This is a genomic window from Longispora fulva, from assembly GCF_015751905.1.
In the GTDB taxonomy this organism is placed as follows: Bacteria; Actinomycetota; Actinomycetes; order Mycobacteriales; family Micromonosporaceae; genus Longispora; species Longispora fulva.
The window spans coordinates 4,616,206-4,631,912 of the sequence record NZ_JADOUF010000001.1; the positions used below are offsets into that span (position 1 = coordinate 4,616,206).

Sequence of the window (15,707 nt, forward strand, 5' to 3'; positions counted from 1 at the left end):
TGAGGCGAGGCCACGTCAAGTCACCCGCCGTAGGATCCGAGCCATGAACGACGCCCTCCGCGACCGGCCCGACATGTGCCCCGGCGCGATCCAGGTGCACCGGGCGGCCGATGGCGGGCTGGCCCGGGTCCGGTTGCCGGGCGGCCACGTGACCGTCGCCCAGTGGACGGCCGTCGCCGACGCCGCGGCGGAACTGGGCAACGCCCTGCTGGAGCTGACCTCCCGGGGCAACGTGCAGGTCAGGGGGTTGCCAGCCGGAGCGGAGGCCGAGCTGGGCACCCGACTGGCCGAGGCCGGACTGCTGCCGTCGACGAGCCACGAGCGGGTCCGCAACATCCTGGCGTCGCCGCTGTCCGGGCGGGACGGCCGGGGCCTGGTCGATGTCCGGCCGCTGGTCGCGGAGCTGGACCGGCGACTGTGCGCGACCCCGGCCCTCGCTGAATTGTCCGGAAGGTTCTTGTTCACCCTGGACGACGGCCGGGGCGACGTGGTCGGACTGCGCGGCGACGTCGGGGTGATCCCTGTCACCGCCGACCAGGTACTGCTGCCCCTCTCCGGGTCCGACCACAGCCTGTGCACGACCCTCGACGCGGCCGTGGACGGCATGCTCGCGGTCGCGGCGGCGTTCATGGCGGAACGTGCCGCGCAGGGCTCGACGGCGTGGCGGCTGGCGGACCTGACCGACGGCCCGCGCCGGATCCTGGCCCGCCTGACCCACCCGGCACTGCGCTGGACCGAACCGGCCGGCGAGATGTTCCCTGTGGCGACCGAGCACCCGATCGGGGTGATCCCGCAGGTCGGCGGCAGTGGCGATCCGCTGGCGAAGGCGGACGGCCGGCTGATGTCGGTGGCGGTGGTGGCACCGCTCGGACGGTTGACCCGAGCGCAGGCCGGGGCCCTGGCGGATGTCGCGCGGGGTGCGTTGATCGTCACCCCGTGGCGGGGCGTGGTCGTCCCGGACGTGCCCGGGGCCGAGGCGCACCGGGTGCTGGCCACGCTAAGCTCCCACGGCCTGATCGTCGACCCGGCCTCGCCGTGGCACGGCGTGACGGCGTGCACCGGCCTGCCGGGCTGCGCGAAGTCCCTGGCGGACGTGCGCGCGGACGCGACGGCCTGGCTCGGGCCACAACCGCGACCGGGCACCGGAGACGGCGCCGTGCCGGCCCGTGGCCGGAGCGGGGACGGCTCGACCGGCGACGCGTTCGCGCCAGCGGGCGCCACTGCCGCCCCGACGGGGCTGGGCGGGCTACCCGTGCACTGGGTCGGCTGCGGCCGGCGCTGCGGCACGCCCGGCGGCCCGCACGTGGAGGTACTGGCCACCGGTGACGGCTACCGGGTCACGGCCGGCGAGGACACCTGGTCCACCGTGGACCCGGGGAGTGTGATCGACGAGGCGCGGAGGACGGCGTGACGGAGTACGAGCGCGACGGTGCGGAGATCTACCGCCAGTCGTTCGCGACGATTCGCGCCGAGGCCGATCTGGCCGGCTTCCCCGAGGACGTGGCGACGGCCGCCGTCCGGATGATCCACGCGTGCGGGATGGTCGATCTGGCCGCGGACATCGCGTACTCCCCCGGCGTGGTCGCCGCCGGCCGCGCGGCCCTGGAGGCAGGCGCGCCGATCCTGTGCGACGCGCAGATGGTCGCCTCCGGGGTGACCCGCAAGCGGCTGCCCGCCGACAACGACGTGCTGTGCCTGCTGTCGGACCCGCGGGTGCCCGGGCTGGCGAAGGACCTGGGCACGACCCGCAGCGCCGCGGCCGTGGAGCTGTGGGCCGACCGGCTCGAGGGCTCGGTCGTCGCGATCGGCAACGCGCCCACCGCGCTGTTCCACCTGCTCGACCTGCTCGACCGGGGCGCGCCGAAGCCGGCGGCCATCCTGGGCATCCCGGTCGGGTTCATCGGGGCGGCGGAGTCGAAGGCGGCGCTCGCTGCGTACCCGGGAATCGAGTTTCTGATCGTCAAGGGCCGGCGGGGCGGCAGCGCGATCACGGCGGCGGCGATCAACGCCATCGCGCACGAGAAGGAGATCCAGGCGTGACCGGAAAGCTGTACGGCGTGGGCCTCGGCCCCGGCGACCCCGAACTGGTGACCGTCAAGGCCGCCCGGCTGATCGGGGCCGCGGACGTCATCGCCTACCACGCCGCCCGGCACGGCCGGAGCATCGCCCGCTCGGTCGCGGCCCCCTACCTGCGCGAGGGCCAGATCGAGGAGCTGCTGGTCTACCCGCTGACCACGGAGACCACCGACCACCCCGGCGGCTACCAGGGCGCGATGGACGAGTTCTACGCCGACGCGGCCGCCCGGCTGGCCGCGCACCTCGACGCCGGGCGCGACGTGGTCGTGCTCGCCGAGGGCGACCCGCTGTTCTACGGGTCCTACATGCACATGCACAAGAGACTGGCGCACAGGTTCCCCGCGGAAGTCGTGCCCGGGGTCACCTCGGTCAGCGGCGCGTCGGCCGCCCTCGGCCGGCCGCTCGTCGAGCGCGACGAGGTGCTGACCATCCTGCCTGGCACCCTGGACGCCGAGACCCTCGCGGCCCGGCTCGCGGGCACCGACGCGGCGGCCGTCATGAAGCTCGGCCGGACCTTCGCCAAGGTGCGCAACGCGTTCGACCGGGCCGGCAAGCTCGACGACGCGTGGTACGTCGAGCGAGCCAGCACCGGCGCGCAGCGGATCGCACCGTTGGCGGACGTGGACCCGACGACCGTGCCGTACTTCTCCCTGGCGCTGCTGCCGTCGCCGGCCACCCCGGCGGAGGACTGCGTGCTGCCCGGGACTGGCGCACCGGCGGCGGTCGGGCTGCCGTCCGTCGTGGGCGTTCCGGGGCCCCGGGGCGAGGTCGTCGTCGTCGGGCTCGGGCCCGCCGGCCGGGACTGGCTCACCCCCGAGGCGTCCGCCGCGCTCGCCGAGGCCGACGACCTGGTGGGATACACCCCCTACGTCGCCAAGGTTCCGGTCAACCCGCGGCAGCGCCGGCACTCCTCCGACAACCGGGTCGAGGCCGAGCGCGCCGAGTTCGCCCTGGATCTCGCGCTGTCCGGTCGCCGGGTCGCCGTGGTGTCCTCCGGGGACCCGGGCGTGTTCGCGATGGCCAGCGCCGTGCTGGAGGTGGCGACCGGGGAGCGGTGGCGCGACGTTCCCGTCAGAGTCCTGCCGGGTCTCACCGCGGCCCAGGCCGTGGCCAGCCGGGCCGGCGCGCCGCTCGGGCACGACTTCTGCGTGCTGTCCCTCTCCGACTACCTCAAGCCCTGGGAGGTCATCGCGGGCCGGCTGGAGGCCGCGGCCCGCGCCGACCTGGTGCTCGCGATCTACAACCCGGCGTCGAAGACCCGGACCTGGCAGGTCGAACGGGCCCGCGACCTGCTCCTGGAACACCGCTCGCCCGACACCCCTGTCGTGATCGGCCGCGACGTCGGCGGCGCGCAGGAGTCGATCCGGGTGGTGCGCCTGGCGGACCTCGACCCGACCACGATCGACATGCGCTGCCTTCTGATCATCGGCTCGTCCCAGACGAAGGTCCACGACGGCGTCGTCTTCACCCCGCGGCACTACCCGACCCTTTAGACGGTTACGGAGGGGACCGACCCGGCGCGCGTCGGTCCCAAGGGTCACCCGGCCGCGCCGGTCCCCCGGGACGCCTCCAGGTCGCCGCGGGTCAGCAGCGCGTGCAGCACGATCCCGGCGTCCGCGAGGGCACGGGCTCCGCCCTCCTGCCGGTCGATCACGCACAGCGCGTCGTCGACCGTCGCGCCCAGCGCCCGCAGTTGCCCCGTGGACAGCGCGATCTGCCCGCCGGACGTGACGACGTCCTCGACGACGAGCACCCGGCGGTCGGCCACCGAGGCGCCCTCCGCGAGCCGGGCCGTCCCGTACGGCTTGGCCTCCTTGCGGACGAATGCGCACGGCAGCCCGGCGTGCCGGCCGAGGGCGGTCACCACGGCGATGCCGCCCATCTCCAGGCCGGCGAGGACTTCGGTGCCGGCGGGGATCAGCGGGACCATGGCTGCGGCGAGGGCGTCGAGGAGCACCGGGTCGGCTTCGAACTGGTACTTGTCGAAATACTCGTCGGCGGACCTGCCCGACCGGAGGGTGAACTGGCCACGGAGCCGGCAGGTGGAGTCGACCTGGCGCGCGAGATCAAGAGTAGTCACAAAAGACTATCTTCTCATGTGTACTTTTACCCCTGAATCATTCCCCCACCGAACGATTCGACCCAGGTGACGGCCTCGGCGACGGTCGCGGCGACCGGGGTGTCCGGCACCGCCGGCCGGTCGACCACGACCACGGGAACTCCCAGCTCACGGGCCGCGGCGAGCTTCGCGACGGTCTGGTCGCCGCCGCTGTCCTTGGTGACGAGGACGTCGATCGCGTGCTCCCGGAGCAGGTCCAGCTCACCGGCGACGGTGAACGGCCCCCGGTCGAGGACGACGGTCAGCCGGGCCGGGGTCGGCGGCTCGGGCGGGTCGACGGAGCGGAGCAGGAACCAGTGCGGCAGGTCCGCGAAGGCTCCGACCTCCTTGCGGCCGGTGGTCAGGAAGACCCGGAGGGCCGGCGCCCCGGCGGGCCTGGTCGGGGTCCCGGGCCAGGTGGACAGGGCCTCGGCTGCGGCCGTCAGGGTCGGGACCCGGTGCCAGACGTCGCCGGGCCCCTCGGTCCAGCCCGGGCGGCGCAGGGCCAGGAGGGGAACGCCGACCTCGGCCGTCGCGGTCGCCGCCGACCAGCTCATCACCGCGGCGAACGGGTGCGTCGCGTCGACCACAGCGTCGATCCGCTCCGCGCGCAGCCAGTCCGCCAGCCCAGCGGCCCCGCCGAACCCGCCGACCCGGACCTCCCCCGGGGGCAGCAGTGGCTCGCGGACACGGCCGGCGAGGGACGACACGACGTGTACCCGGCCGACCAGCGCCTCCGCGAGGCGGCGGGCCTCACCGGTGCCGCCGAGGACGAGTACCCGCGTTGTCATGTCCGGAACTCCTGCTGGGATGCTGGGAAGCGATGAGCACCAGTCTGCGGTACGGCTGGACCACCGGCGCGTGTGCCACCGCCGGGACCACCGCCGCGTACACGGCCCTGTTGACCGGCGAGTTCCCCGACCCGGTGGAGATCACGCTGCCCAAGGGGCAGACGCCGTCGTTCGCGCTGGCCCGCGAGGAGCTCGGCCCCGACTTCGCCTCGGCCGGGATCGTCAAGGACGCCGGGGACGATCCGGACGTCACGCACGGGGCGCTGGTGTCGGCCACCGTCCGGCACGGGGCGACCGGCACCGGGGTCACCTTCCGGGCCGGTCCGGGGGTCGGCACCGTGACGAAGGCCGGGCTGCCCCTGGCCGTGGGCGAGCCGGCGATCAACCCGGTGCCCCGGAAGATGATGACCGAGCACGTCCTCGCGGTCGCGGCGGCGCACGGCGGCACCGGGGACGTCGTCGTGGAGATCTCCGTCGCCCACGGCGAGGAGCTGGCGAAGAAGACCTGGAACCCCCGGCTGGGGATCCTCGGCGGCCTGTCGATCCTCGGCACCACCGGCATCGTCGTGCCCTACTCCTGCTCCGCGTGGATCGACAGCATCCGGCGCGGCATCGACGTGGCCCGCGCCGCCGGCCGCGACCATGTCGCCGGGTGCACGGGCAGCACCTCGGAACGGGTCGCCGCCGAGGTGTACGACCTGCCGGAGGAGGCGCTGCTCGACATGGGGGACTTCGCGGGGGCCGTGCTGAAGTACCTCCGCCGGCACCCGGTGCCCCGGCTGACGATCTCCGGCGGGATCGGCAAGCTGTGCAAACTGGCCAACGGGCACCTGGACCTGCACTCGGGACGCTCCCAGGTGGACTTCGAGGTGCTGGCCGCGACCGTGCGCGCCGCGGGTGGCGCGCACGACCTGGTCGCGTCGGTACGCGGCGCGAACACGGCCCTGGAGGCGCTCCGGCTCTGCCAGGCGCAGGGGCTGCCCCTGGGGGACGTGATCGCCGCCCAGTCCCGCCAGGTGGCCCTGGACACCCTGCGCGGTGCCCCGGTCGAGGTGGACGTGATCGTCATCGACCGGGCCGGCGTGATCGTGGGCCGAGCCTGAGGGCCGCTCCCTGGTGATCAACTACACGTAGTTGCGGTTTCTGGGCCGGGAAAAACTGCAAGAACGTGTAGTTGATCATCGAGGTGGAGGGGGTCATGCCCGGCAGCGGGCCACCGAGTACAGGTGGCTGTCCGGGAACTCTCCCGCCGTCAGCACCCGCCCCACCACCACCACGGCCGTCCGGACGATCCCGGCTTCCTCGACCTGCCCGGCGATGTCGGACAACGTCCCCCGCACGATCAGCTCGTCCTCGCGCGAGGCACGCGCCACCACCGCCACCGGGCAGTCCGCCCCGTAGTTCGGCACCAGCTCGTCGACGAGCTCGCGCAGCCGCTGCACCGCGAGATGCAGCACCATGGTGGACGCCGACCGTCCCAGCGACGGCAGGTCCTCCCCCGGCGGCATCGGCGTGGCCCGCGCCGCCGTCCGGGTCAGGATGACGGTCTGCCCGACCCCGGGCACCGTGAACTCCCGTCCCAGCGCCGCCGCCGCGGCGGCGAACGCCGGCACCCCGGGCGTCACGTCGTAGGGCACCCCGGCGGCGTCGAGCCGGCGGAGCTGTTCGGCCATCGCGGAGAACACCGACGGGTCGCCGGAGTGCAGCCGGGCCACGTCGAGGCCGGCGGCGTGCGCGGTGACCAGTTCGTCGACGATCTGGTCCAGGTTCAGCTGAGCGGTGTCGACGAGGCGCGCGCCGGGCGGGCAGTGCGCCAGGAGTTCGACGGGCACGAGGCTGCCGGCGTACAGGCAGACCGGGGAGGCGGCGATCAGGTCCCGGCCGCGTACCGTGATCAGGTCCGCCGCGCCGGGGCCGGCCCCGATGAAGTGCACTGTCATTCCTTGACCACCGTCCACTGTGTGACGGGCATGGCGGGGCGCCAGCCCGTGAATCCGCCGACCGGCGCGGCCCTGGCCACCGCGATCCGGGTGAGGTCGCCGCCGAGGGTGCCGAAACGCGCCGCGACCACGGCCTCGGTCTCCAGGGTGACCGCGTTGGCGACGAGCCGGCCGCCGGGCCGCAGCGCGTCCCAGCACGCGTCGACGACCCCGGGGACCGTGAGCCCGCCGCCGACGAACACGGCGTCGGGGGCGTCGAGGCCGCCGAGCGCCTCGGGGGCCCGGCCGGCGACGATCCGGAGTCCGGGCACGCCCAGGGCTGCGGCGTTGGCCGCGATTCTGGCCAGCCGGTCCGGGTGCGACTCGATCGCGAGCGCCCGGCAGGTCACATGGCTGCGCATCCACTCGATGCCGATGCTGCCGTTGCCGGCGCCGACGTCCCAGAGGAGTTCGCCGGGGCGGGGCGCGAGCCGGGCCAGGGTGAGCGCCCGGATCTCGCGCTTGGTGAGCTGCCCGTCGTGGTCGTAGGACTCGTCGGGCAGGCCGGGGACCCGGGAGGCGGGCGGTTCGGGGCACTCGACGGCGATCACGTTCAGCGGATCAAGATCTTCGAAGGACCATGATTCCGCGGTACCCGTGAGCCGGCGCTCCACCGGCCCGCCCAGCTGTTCGAGGACGGTGAGCCGGCTGGCCCCGTACCCGTGTGCGGTCAGGAAGGACGCCACGGCGGCGGGTGAGCGGCCGTCTGCGCTGAGCACGAGGAAACGTCCGCCGGGGTGGATCGCCTCGACGGGCCGGCCGACGACGGAGTGGACCGGGGTGTCCTGCACGGCCCAGCCCAGCCGCGCGCAGGCCAGCGCCACCGAGGACGGGTGCGGCAGGACCCGGACGGCGTCGGGGCCGAGCAGCCGGATCAGGGTGGAGCCGATGCCGTAGAACAACGGATCGCCGCTGGCCAGGACGCACACGTCGCGGCCTTCGAGCCGGCCGAGGAGCGCCGGCAGGCCGGGGGCGAGCGGGGTCGGAAGCGTGATCCGTTCGGGCCCGACACGGCCGTTGTGTTCGGACGACGAGGCGTCGCCCCGGCGCCGGCCACCGGAGGCGACCGGATCGCCGCTCGGGACCAGGTCCAACTGGCGGGGGCTGCCGACCAGCACCTCCGCGGCGGCGATGGCGGCCCGCGATCCCGGGGCCAGCCCCGCCCAGCCGTCCGCGCCGATCCCCACCACCGTGATCATCGGACGTTCCCGAGGATCCGGGTCACCGTGATCTCCAGGACCACCCGCTCGGGATTCTCCCGGGGCTGCTTGTAGCGGGCGGAGTAGCGGGCCACCGCGTCGACCACCGACTCCGGGTCGTCGCGCAGTACCGCGATGCCCTCCAGGGTGGACCACCGCCGGCCGTCGACCTGGCACACCGCGACCCGGACCCCCTCGGCCCCGGCCGCCCGGACCCGGCGCGCCTTGAACGAGGTGCCCGAGGAGATCACCCGGGCGATGCCGGCGTCCGCGTCGAGGGTGACCCCGACCGGCGCGACGTGCGGGGTGCCGTCGCGGCGGATCGTGGTCAGCGTGCTCAGGTGCCGCTCGGTCCAGAACTCGCGAAAAGCGTCACTCACCTGCATAACAGCTTCTTCTGTACCTTTCCCATGGCGTTGCGCGGCAGGGCCCCGACGAGGACCACCCGCCGGGGGCGCTTGTGCACGGACAGCTCGCGGGCCACGAAGTCGATCAGGTCGCGGGCCGTCACCCCGGAGGCGACCACGAAGGCGACCACCTCCTGGCCCAGGTCCTCGTGCGGCATGCCGACGACGGCGGCCTCCCGGACTCCCGGGTGCGCGAGCAGGGCGTTCTCGACCTCGCCGGCCCCGATCCGGTACCCGCCGGACTTGATCAGGTCCGTGGACGCCCTGCCCACGATCCGGTACTGACCGTCGACCAGCTCCGCGATGTCCCCGGTCGCGAACCAGCCGTCCTCGGTGAACGGCGACGGCCGGTTCAGGTACCCGTCGAACAGGGTCGTGCCCCTGACCTGCAGTTCGCCGTCCTCGCCGGCCAGCCGGGCTTCGACCCCGGCGAGGGGCGTGCCGACATGTCCGGGGCGGCGTTCGCCGTCGGCGCGGGAGCTGATGGTGATCAGGGTCTCCGTCATGCCGTACCGCTCGACCGGCCGGTGACCGGTCAGTTCCTCGAGACGTGCGAACACCGGCACCGGCAGGGCGGCGCTGCCGGAGACCAGCAGCCGGGCCGCGCGCAGCTCCCGGGCAGCGTCGGGCTCGGCGACGATCCGGGACCAGACGGTCGGGACGCCGAAGTAGAGGGTGCCCCTTGCTGAAGCATAGGTAGCCGGCGCGGGGCGGCCGGTGTGCACGAGCCGGGAGCCGGTCCGCAGCGCGCCGAGCAGGCCGAGGACCAGGCCGTGCACGTGGAACAGCGGCAGGCCGTGCACGAGGGTGTCGTCGGGGGTCCACGCCCAGGCCTCGGCGAGCGCGTCGAGGTCGGCGGCGAGCGCGGCGGCGGACAGTTGCACGCCCTTGGGGGCTCCCGTGGTGCCGCTGGTGTAGAGGATCAGCGCTGCGTCGCCGGCGATCCGGGGGCCGTCGCCGGGCAGGTCCGCCACGGCCACCGCGCCCGAGTCCGACAGCACGTGGTCGCGTTCCAGAGGACCCGCGTCCGGCGCCATCGGCACCACCGGCACCCCGGCGAGCAGCCCGGCGACCACGGCCACGACCGTGTCCAGCGAGGCCGTCGCGTGCACCGCCAGGGCCGGCGCGCCCGTGGCCCGGTCCGCCAGTCGCTGGGCCCGGTCGCGCAGGTTCTCCCAGCTCGTGGCCTCGCCGTCGACCACCACGGCGTCGGGCCGGTCACCGAACGCCCCACTCAGGGCGGGCAGCAGATCGGTCACGGTTCCTCCTCGCAAGTTCGTGGGTCGTGCCCCCGCCGCCAGACTAGGCTGCGGCCATGATCCTCAGAACGGCCGGCTTCGCCGAGATCACGACCACCATCCTGTACTCGCTGCTGCGGCTGCGCTCCGAGGTCTTCGTCGTCGAGCAGAACTGCGTGTACCCGGATCTCGACGGTCGCGACCTCGAACCCGGCACCCTGCACGTCTGGCTGGCCGAGGGCGAGCAGGTCACGGCGTGCCTGCGGGTCCTCGACGAGCCGGACGGCGCGGCCCGGATCGGCCGGGTGGTGGTGGCCCCGGCCTGGCGCGGCAAGGGACTGGGCGACCAGCTGGTGGCCGGCGCGCTGACCGCGATCGGGGACCGGCCGGTCCGGCTGGAGTCGCAGAGCGGCGTGACCGCGCTGTACGCCCGGCACGGCTTCACGGTCAGCGGCCCCGACTACGTCGAGGACGGCATCCCGCACACGCCGATGTTCCGCCCGGCCCCGTCGAGCCAGCCCCCGCCCGCCGGCGGCTAGCCCAGGGCCTCGACGGCGACCGGCCCGGCCGCGCGGCGTGCGACCGGGCAGGCGACCGGCGGCTACGGAAGGGCCGCGAGGATCTCGCTCAGCTCGCGCCGGCGCCCCGTGTAGAACGGGACCTCCTCGCGCACGTGCCGGCGGGCGTCGGAGGCGCGCAGGTGCCGCATCAGGTCGACGATCCGGTACAGCTCGTCGGCCTCGAACGCCAGCATCCACTCGTAGTCGCCGAGCGCGAAGCTGGCCACGGTGTTGGTCCGCACGTCCGGGTACTCCCGGGCCATCTTCCCGTGCGCGGCGAGCATGGCCCGCCGCTCCTCCTCCGGCAGCAGGTACCACTCGTAGGAGCGCACGAACGGGTACACACAGACGTACTTGAGCGGTGCCTGCCCGGCCAGGAACGCCGGGATGTGGCTCCGGTTGAACTCGGCCGGCCGGTGCAGCGCGAACTGCGACCACACCGGCTCCAGCACCCGGCCGAGCTTGGTGTGCCGCAGCGCGGACCAGGCGTCCTGGAGGACGTCGCTGTCGGGGGCGTGCCACCAGATCATCAGGTCGGCGTCGGCGCGCAGGCCCGACACCTCGTACGTACCGCGCACGACCAGGTCCTTCGCCCCGAACTGGGCGAAGACGTCCTCGACCTCGGCGGCGATGTCACCGCGCATGGAGGGCAGCTTCTCGGTCGCCCGGAACACCGACCACGCGGTGTACCGGATGGTGTCGTTGAGTTCGTTGATCCGGGACGCGTTCGGGTTGCTCATGCCCCCATCTTGCCCGTCCGGCGACCGCCCGGCCCCTGGGGGTCAGGCGGTCGCCGGACAGGGTCAGGCGCGCAGCGCCGCCACCAGCCAGGCGAAGCCGTGCATCCGGCTCGGCCAGACAGGCCAGCCGTTGATGGTGCCGATCAGCTGCCAGTAGCGCTCGACCCGGGCGTCGGAGCCGACCTCGACCTGCTCGATGAGCCAGGTCCGGAACTCGGGGGTGTCCGGTCCGCCGTGCCCGGCGACGAACAGCCCGACCAGCTCGTCGATGATGGCCCGGCCCTCGGCCGACGTCGGGTCCACCCCGGCATCGGCGGCGGCGACCCCGCGCTCGCTGAACTCCATCCCGGCCTGTTCCCAGCCCTCGTAGGACCGGGCGTGGTCCTGCGATTCCCGGTCGGCCGCGTGCAGTTCGGCCATCCGGCGGGTCCGGGTCCGGAAGTCCGGGTCCCCGACCAGCTCGGCCAGCTCGATCCACGCCTCGACCTGGGTCGGGGTCGGATCGTCGGGCAACTCCGGCATCGTGGTCCGCAGCTTTGCGGCGAACTCCGGGTTGACGTCCAGGTCCGCGAACACCTCGTCGTGGAAGTCGGTCAGCATCTGCCGGCGTTCGGCGTCGGACAGCCGGGCGAGTTTGTGCATGAGGCTCATCTCCTTCGGGTCAGAGCCCCGTTTGGCCACGGCGCGCAGTACGGCCCTGCGCAGGCGCAACGTGGCGATCTGCGCGTCCAGGGCTTCGACGTGCATCGTCGCGACCTCGGCGATCCCCAGCTCCCGGTCGAGGACCCGCCGGATGGTGGCGAGGTCCACGCCCAGGTCGCGCAGGGTGCGCACCAGGTCGAGGCGGGCGAGCGCGTCGAGGTCGTACAGCCGGTAGCCGACGGGGCTGCGGTCGGTCGGCGGCACCAGCCCGGCGTCGGAGTAGTACCGGATCGTCTTGACCGACAGGCCGGTCCGCCGGGCCAGGTCACCGATGCCGTAGAGCGGGTGTTCGCCTTCCATGCCGCTAACCCTCGGGTCTCCCGTCAGTGGAGAGTCAAGTGCTCTGCGGCGGCCGTCCCGGACCGCACGCACGCCGGGATGCCGACCCCGTCGTAGCCGGCTCCGGCCAGACTGATCGTCGGGTCGCCGTCGAGTGCCGCCCGCGCGCGCCGCACCCTGTCCAGGTGCCCCGGGGTGTACTGCGGCAGCGCCCCGCCCCACCGGCGCACGTACGCGTCGACGGGTACCGGCAGCTCCCGGCCCAGCAGGTCGGCCAGCTCGCCGCGGACGAGGTCGACCAGCTCGCCGTCGGGGCGTTGCAGGACCCGCTCGTCGCCGTAGCGCCCGAGGGACGCGCGGACCAGGCTCAGGTCCGGGGCGGCCAGGTGCGGCCACTTGCGGTCGATGAAGGTGACGGCCTTGGTGGCGTACCCCTCGGAGGCCGGCACCAGGAAACCCGACATCTCGGGCATCTGTATGCCGGGGAACGCCAGCGAGACCAGGGCCACACTCGCGTAGTCCAGGACGCCGATCTCGTCGGCCGCCGCCGGGCAGTACTCGTGCAGCAGCCGGGCGGCCGGGCGGGCCGGCAGTGCGAGGACCACGCCGTCGGCCTCGATCACCTCCGGCGAACGGGTCGACCCGATCACCAGCCGCCACCCGGTCGGCGTCCGGGCCAGCTCCCGGACCGGCAGCCCGAGCCGCAGCTCCGCGCCAGACGCCTCGGCCAGGGCCTGGACCAGGGCGGTCATCCCCCCGACGATCGTCCCGAACACCGGCCGGGCGGCCGCCGTCGGGGAGCCGGCCCCGGCGGCGAGGCCCGTCGCCGGGCCGGTCGGGGTGCCCAGCGCGAGGCGGACGGCGCCGACCAGCGTGTCGCACCGGCGGGCCGCCGCGGCCAGAGTGGGCAGGGTCACGGCGAGGGAGAGCTGGTCGGCGCGCCCGGCGTACACGCCGCCGAGCATCGGATCCACGAGCCGGTCGACCACCTCCCCTCCGAACCGGGCCCGGACCAGCTCGCCGACCGAGATGTCGGCCCCGGGGGCCAGCAGCGGGCCATGGGTGACCGGTTCCGGGGTGGCCTTCGCGAGCCCGGCGAGCGCCGCCAGGTCCCCCGGCACGCCGACCAGGGTGCCCGCCGGGATCGGATGCAGCCGCCCCTTCAGCGCGATCGCCGCCGGGGCCCCGGACGGGTGCACGACCTGAAGTCCCAGGTCAGCGGCCAGCTGGGGCACCGCAGGGTCCCGGGACAGGAACGCCTCGGCCCCGGCCTCCACCGGCAGGTCCGCGAGCGTCGCCGACCGCAGTTTGCCGCCGAGCTCCGGCGCCTGGTCCACGACAGTGAGCCGGATCTCCGGCTGGCGCTGCCGGAGCCGGTACGCCGCGGTCAACCCGGCCACGCCTCCGCCGACGATCACGATATGTGCCACGCCCACATCCTCTCGTAACGAAAAGCCACTAGCAGAGTGCGCCCCGACAAGTCAGACTCGAAACGTGAACATCGCAGCTCTTGCCCATGATCCATTGACGCCGGCCGCAGAACTGGCCGCCGCCGTCTACTCGTGCGAGGACCCACTCGAGCTGCCCGTGATCCTCGCACTCGCCGACCACGACGACCCTCAGGTCCGCCAGGCGGTGGCCGCACAACTGCCACTGCTGGCCGACCCGAAACCGGAGGCGGTGATCGCCGCGCTGCTGCGCCTCACCTGCGACCCGTTCCCGGACGTGCGCGACTGGGCGTGTTTCGCCCTCGGCACCCAGTGCCCCGACATCGACACCCCGGAGCTGCGGGACGCCCTCGCCGCCCGGCTCGCCGACCCGGACAACGAGACCCGGTGCGAGGCCCTGTTCGGCCTGGCCCAACGGCGCGACCCCCGGGCCCTGCCCGCCGTCGCCCGCGCCCTGGCCCACGAGAACGTCTGGCTGATGGAGATCGAGGCCGCCGGAGCGCTCGGCGACCCCAGTCTGCACACCCTGGTCAGGGGCCACCTCGACGGCTGGCAGGCCGCCGACGTGCCCCGGGTGTGCGCCGCGCTGCGGCTCACGGATCCCGACGGGGTCGGCGAGGACCTGGTGGACGGCCTGGCCGACTGGTTCCGGCACGGCGGCCCGAGCGCCAAGGACCCGAAGCCCTACTGGTGGGGCGTCGCCCTCACGATGCTCAACCTGGCGGCGCACAGATCCGTCGACCTGGCCTCAGCGGTCCGCGACCGGCTGATCGGCGACGAGTCGGCCCTGGCGGCGCTGTACGGCTCGGGCCTCGCCCAGGACGCCAAGGAACACGGCTGGACCTGAGCACCACCCCCGCGCGGAGCGTTCCGTGCCGGGACAGGGAGGGACGTGCCCCACGCTCGTGGGCCGATCCCGATGACGTACTGCCCGTGGACGGTGTGGTCCACGGAAGACCTCCCGGCCGTGGACGACCTCCACGCGGCACAGACCATGCCGGGACAGCGGACCCGACGCCGTGACGACAACCGGCGCCGACGCCCCGCACAACCAACAGCCTTGACGGGTACGCCGACGCCCACGCGCCCGGCGACGCCTGACCCCACGTGTCCGGGCCGGGCGGCGGAGCCTCCGCAGGCCTAGTTCTCGTGGACCAGGTCGACGATGCGCTTGAGGGCGTCCGGGTCGGTGTCCGGCATCACGCCGTGCCCCAGGTTGAACACGTGCCCCGGGGCCTTCGCGCCCTCCGCGAGCACCCGGCGGACCTCCCGCTCGATCACCTCGACCGGGGCGAACGGCACGATCGAGTCCAGGTTGCCCTGCACCGCGTAGCCTGCGCCCAGCCGGGCCGAGGCCACGTCCAGCGGGGTGCGCCAGTCGACGCCCACCACGTCGGCGCCCGCCTCGGCGATGGCCTCCAGCATGTGGCCGGTGCCGACCCCGAAGTGGATCCGGGGCACGGTCAGGCCGTCGAGCACCGCCGCGGAGTGCGGCATCGCGTACCGGCGGTAGTCGGCCTCCGACAGCGCGCCCGCCCAGGAGTCGAACAGCTGCACGGTGCGCGCGCCCGCCGCGATCTGCACCTCGAGGAACACCCGGGCGATGCCGGCCAGCTTCGCGCACAGGGCGTGCCAGATGTCCGGCGCGCCGTACATCAGAGCCTTGGTGTTGGTGTAGCTGCGCGACGGGCCGCCCTCGACCAGATAGCTGGCCAGGGTGAACGGCGCGCCGGCGAAACCGATCAGCGGGGTGTCGCCAAGCTCCCCGACGAGCTGGCGGACGGCCTCCGTGATGTACGGGACGTCCTCGGGGGTCAGATCGCGGATCGCGGCCACGTCGGCTGCCGTGCGGACCGGCTCGTCGAGCACCGGGCCGACGCCGGCCTTGATGTCGATCGGCACCCCGACGGCGGCCACCGGCACCACGATGTCGCTGAAGAAGATGGCGGCGTCCACCCCGTACCGCCGGACCGGCTGGAGAGTGATCTCTGTCACCAGATCGGGCGTCCGGCACGATTCCAGCATGCCGGTCCCGGCGCGGATCTTCCGGTACTCCGGGAGCGAACGCCCAGCCTGGCGCATGAACCAGACCGGAGTGTGGGGGACGGGTTCACGGCGCACGGCGGCGAGGAAAGCACTCATCCCGACCATCGTCGCACGCGCCGCCGGGCGGAGGCCGAGGGCACCGGG

Annotated in this window: 16 protein-coding genes; 6 read left to right on the forward strand and 10 right to left on the reverse strand. The window is 73.9% G+C overall.

Annotation, left to right across the window (positions count from 1 at the left end; translation table 11 throughout):
• Nucleotides 1-43 precede the first annotated feature (43 nt).
• The 3 genes from IW245_RS20475 to IW245_RS20485 are packed head-to-tail and all read left to right on the forward strand — an operon-like array spanning nucleotide 44 to nucleotide 3,569.
• Nucleotides 44-1,411: a ferredoxin-like domain-containing protein gene (locus IW245_RS20475; protein ID WP_197004785.1), complete on the forward strand. Its 1,368-nt coding sequence runs from the start codon at nucleotides 44-46 to the stop codon at nucleotides 1,409-1,411.
• The gene (locus IW245_RS20480; protein ID WP_197004786.1) at nucleotides 1,408-2,040 is read left to right on the forward strand and encodes a precorrin-8X methylmutase; all 633 of its coding nucleotides are present in this window, start codon (nucleotides 1,408-1,410) and stop codon (nucleotides 2,038-2,040) included. The genes IW245_RS20475 and IW245_RS20480 overlap by 4 nt, the downstream gene beginning before the upstream one ends.
• Complete coding sequence (locus IW245_RS20485; protein ID WP_197004787.1) at nucleotides 2,037-3,569, forward strand: precorrin-2 C(20)-methyltransferase; 1,533 nt, start codon at nucleotides 2,037-2,039, stop codon at nucleotides 3,567-3,569. The genes IW245_RS20480 and IW245_RS20485 overlap by 4 nt, the downstream gene beginning before the upstream one ends.
• A gap of 44 nt (nucleotides 3,570-3,613) precedes the next feature.
• Here IW245_RS20485 and IW245_RS20490 read toward each other — a convergent pair whose 3' ends face one another.
• Entirely contained in the window at nucleotides 3,614-4,156 is a 543-nt protein-coding gene (locus tag IW245_RS20490) for an orotate phosphoribosyltransferase (protein WP_197004788.1), read from the reverse strand.
• A 26-nt stretch (nucleotides 4,157-4,182) separates the two neighbouring features.
• Entirely contained in the window at nucleotides 4,183-4,965 is a 783-nt protein-coding gene (locus tag IW245_RS20495) for a cobalt-precorrin-6A reductase (RefSeq protein ID WP_197004789.1), read from the reverse strand.
• A gap of 32 nt (nucleotides 4,966-4,997) precedes the next feature.
• Here IW245_RS20495 and IW245_RS20500 point away from each other — a divergent pair, with 32 nt between their 5' ends.
• On the forward strand, nucleotides 4,998-6,068 hold the full coding sequence (locus tag IW245_RS20500; protein ID WP_197004790.1) for a cobalt-precorrin-5B (C(1))-methyltransferase: 1,071 nt from the start codon (nucleotides 4,998-5,000) through the stop codon (nucleotides 6,066-6,068).
• Between the two features lie 93 nt (nucleotides 6,069-6,161).
• On the opposite strand, the gene cobM is transcribed toward IW245_RS20500, so the two are convergent.
• The 4 genes from cobM to IW245_RS20520 are packed head-to-tail and all read right to left on the reverse strand — an operon-like array spanning nucleotide 6,162 to nucleotide 9,809.
• Entirely contained in the window at nucleotides 6,162-6,905 is a 744-nt protein-coding gene (gene cobM, locus IW245_RS20505) for a precorrin-4 C(11)-methyltransferase (protein WP_197004791.1), read from the reverse strand.
• Nucleotides 6,902-8,143 carry a precorrin-6y C5,15-methyltransferase (decarboxylating) subunit CbiE gene (cbiE, locus tag IW245_RS20510; RefSeq protein ID WP_197004792.1) on the reverse strand — a complete coding sequence of 414 codons (1,242 nt, stop codon included), beginning with the start codon at nucleotides 8,141-8,143 and terminating at the stop codon, nucleotides 6,902-6,904. Before cbiE ends, cobM begins: the two co-directional genes overlap by 4 nt.
• Nucleotides 8,140-8,523 carry a TIGR03618 family F420-dependent PPOX class oxidoreductase gene (locus IW245_RS20515; RefSeq protein ID WP_233473032.1) on the reverse strand — a complete coding sequence of 128 codons (384 nt, stop codon included), beginning with the start codon at nucleotides 8,521-8,523 and terminating at the stop codon, nucleotides 8,140-8,142. The genes cbiE and IW245_RS20515 overlap by 4 nt, the downstream gene beginning before the upstream one ends.
• Nucleotides 8,520-9,809, reverse strand: coding sequence for an AMP-binding protein (locus IW245_RS20520; protein WP_233473033.1), 1,290 nt, complete (start codon nucleotides 9,807-9,809; stop codon nucleotides 8,520-8,522). The genes IW245_RS20515 and IW245_RS20520 overlap by 4 nt, the downstream gene beginning before the upstream one ends.
• Nucleotides 9,810-9,865: 56 nt before the next feature.
• Here IW245_RS20520 and IW245_RS20525 point away from each other — a divergent pair, with 56 nt between their 5' ends.
• A complete protein-coding gene (locus IW245_RS20525; RefSeq protein WP_197004794.1) occupies nucleotides 9,866-10,327 on the forward strand; it encodes a GNAT family N-acetyltransferase in 462 nt (153 codons plus the stop codon).
• 62 nt (nucleotides 10,328-10,389) lie between these two features.
• On the opposite strand, the gene hemQ is transcribed toward IW245_RS20525, so the two are convergent.
• From hemQ to hemG, 3 genes are all read right to left on the reverse strand, one after another.
• On the reverse strand, nucleotides 10,390-11,088 hold the full coding sequence (gene hemQ / locus IW245_RS20530) for a hydrogen peroxide-dependent heme synthase (RefSeq protein ID WP_197004795.1): 699 nt from the start codon (nucleotides 11,086-11,088) through the stop codon (nucleotides 10,390-10,392).
• A gap of 63 nt (nucleotides 11,089-11,151) precedes the next feature.
• Entirely contained in the window at nucleotides 11,152-12,090 is a 939-nt protein-coding gene (locus IW245_RS20535) for a MerR family transcriptional regulator (RefSeq protein ID WP_197004796.1), read from the reverse strand.
• A gap of 23 nt (nucleotides 12,091-12,113) precedes the next feature.
• On the reverse strand, nucleotides 12,114-13,499 hold the full coding sequence (hemG, locus tag IW245_RS20540; RefSeq protein WP_197004797.1) for a protoporphyrinogen oxidase: 1,386 nt from the start codon (nucleotides 13,497-13,499) through the stop codon (nucleotides 12,114-12,116).
• A 64-nt stretch (nucleotides 13,500-13,563) separates the two neighbouring features.
• Here hemG and IW245_RS20545 point away from each other — a divergent pair, with 64 nt between their 5' ends.
• Complete coding sequence (locus IW245_RS20545) at nucleotides 13,564-14,364, forward strand: HEAT repeat domain-containing protein (protein ID WP_197004798.1); 801 nt, start codon at nucleotides 13,564-13,566, stop codon at nucleotides 14,362-14,364.
• A 293-nt stretch (nucleotides 14,365-14,657) separates the two neighbouring features.
• On the opposite strand, the gene hemE is transcribed toward IW245_RS20545, so the two are convergent.
• Nucleotides 14,658-15,668, reverse strand: a complete 1,011-nt coding sequence (gene hemE, locus IW245_RS20550) for a uroporphyrinogen decarboxylase (protein ID WP_197004799.1) — start codon at nucleotides 15,666-15,668, stop codon at nucleotides 14,658-14,660.
• Between the last annotated feature and the right edge of the window lie 39 nt (nucleotides 15,669-15,707).

Coding starts and splice junctions, on each gene's coding strand:
- cobM (WP_197004791.1), bottom strand. CDS start 6,905: ATGACAGTGCACTTCATCGGGGCCGGCCCCGGCGCGGCGGACCTGATC.
- cbiE (WP_197004792.1), bottom strand. CDS start 8,143: ATGATCACGGTGGTGGGGATCGGCGCGGACGGCTGGGCGGGGCTGGCC.
- IW245_RS20500 (WP_197004790.1), top strand. CDS start 4,998: ATGAGCACCAGTCTGCGGTACGGCTGGACCACCGGCGCGTGTGCCACC.
- IW245_RS20495 (WP_197004789.1), bottom strand. CDS start 4,965: ATGACAACGCGGGTACTCGTCCTCGGCGGCACCGGTGAGGCCCGCCGC.
- IW245_RS20475 (WP_197004785.1), top strand. CDS start 44: ATGAACGACGCCCTCCGCGACCGGCCCGACATGTGCCCCGGCGCGATC.
- hemQ (WP_197004795.1), bottom strand. CDS start 11,088: ATGAGCAACCCGAACGCGTCCCGGATCAACGAACTCAACGACACCATC.
- IW245_RS20535 (WP_197004796.1), bottom strand. CDS start 12,090: ATGGAAGGCGAACACCCGCTCTACGGCATCGGTGACCTGGCCCGGCGG.
- IW245_RS20525 (WP_197004794.1), top strand. CDS start 9,866: ATGATCCTCAGAACGGCCGGCTTCGCCGAGATCACGACCACCATCCTG.
- hemE (WP_197004799.1), bottom strand. CDS start 15,668: ATGGTCGGGATGAGTGCTTTCCTCGCCGCCGTGCGCCGTGAACCCGTC.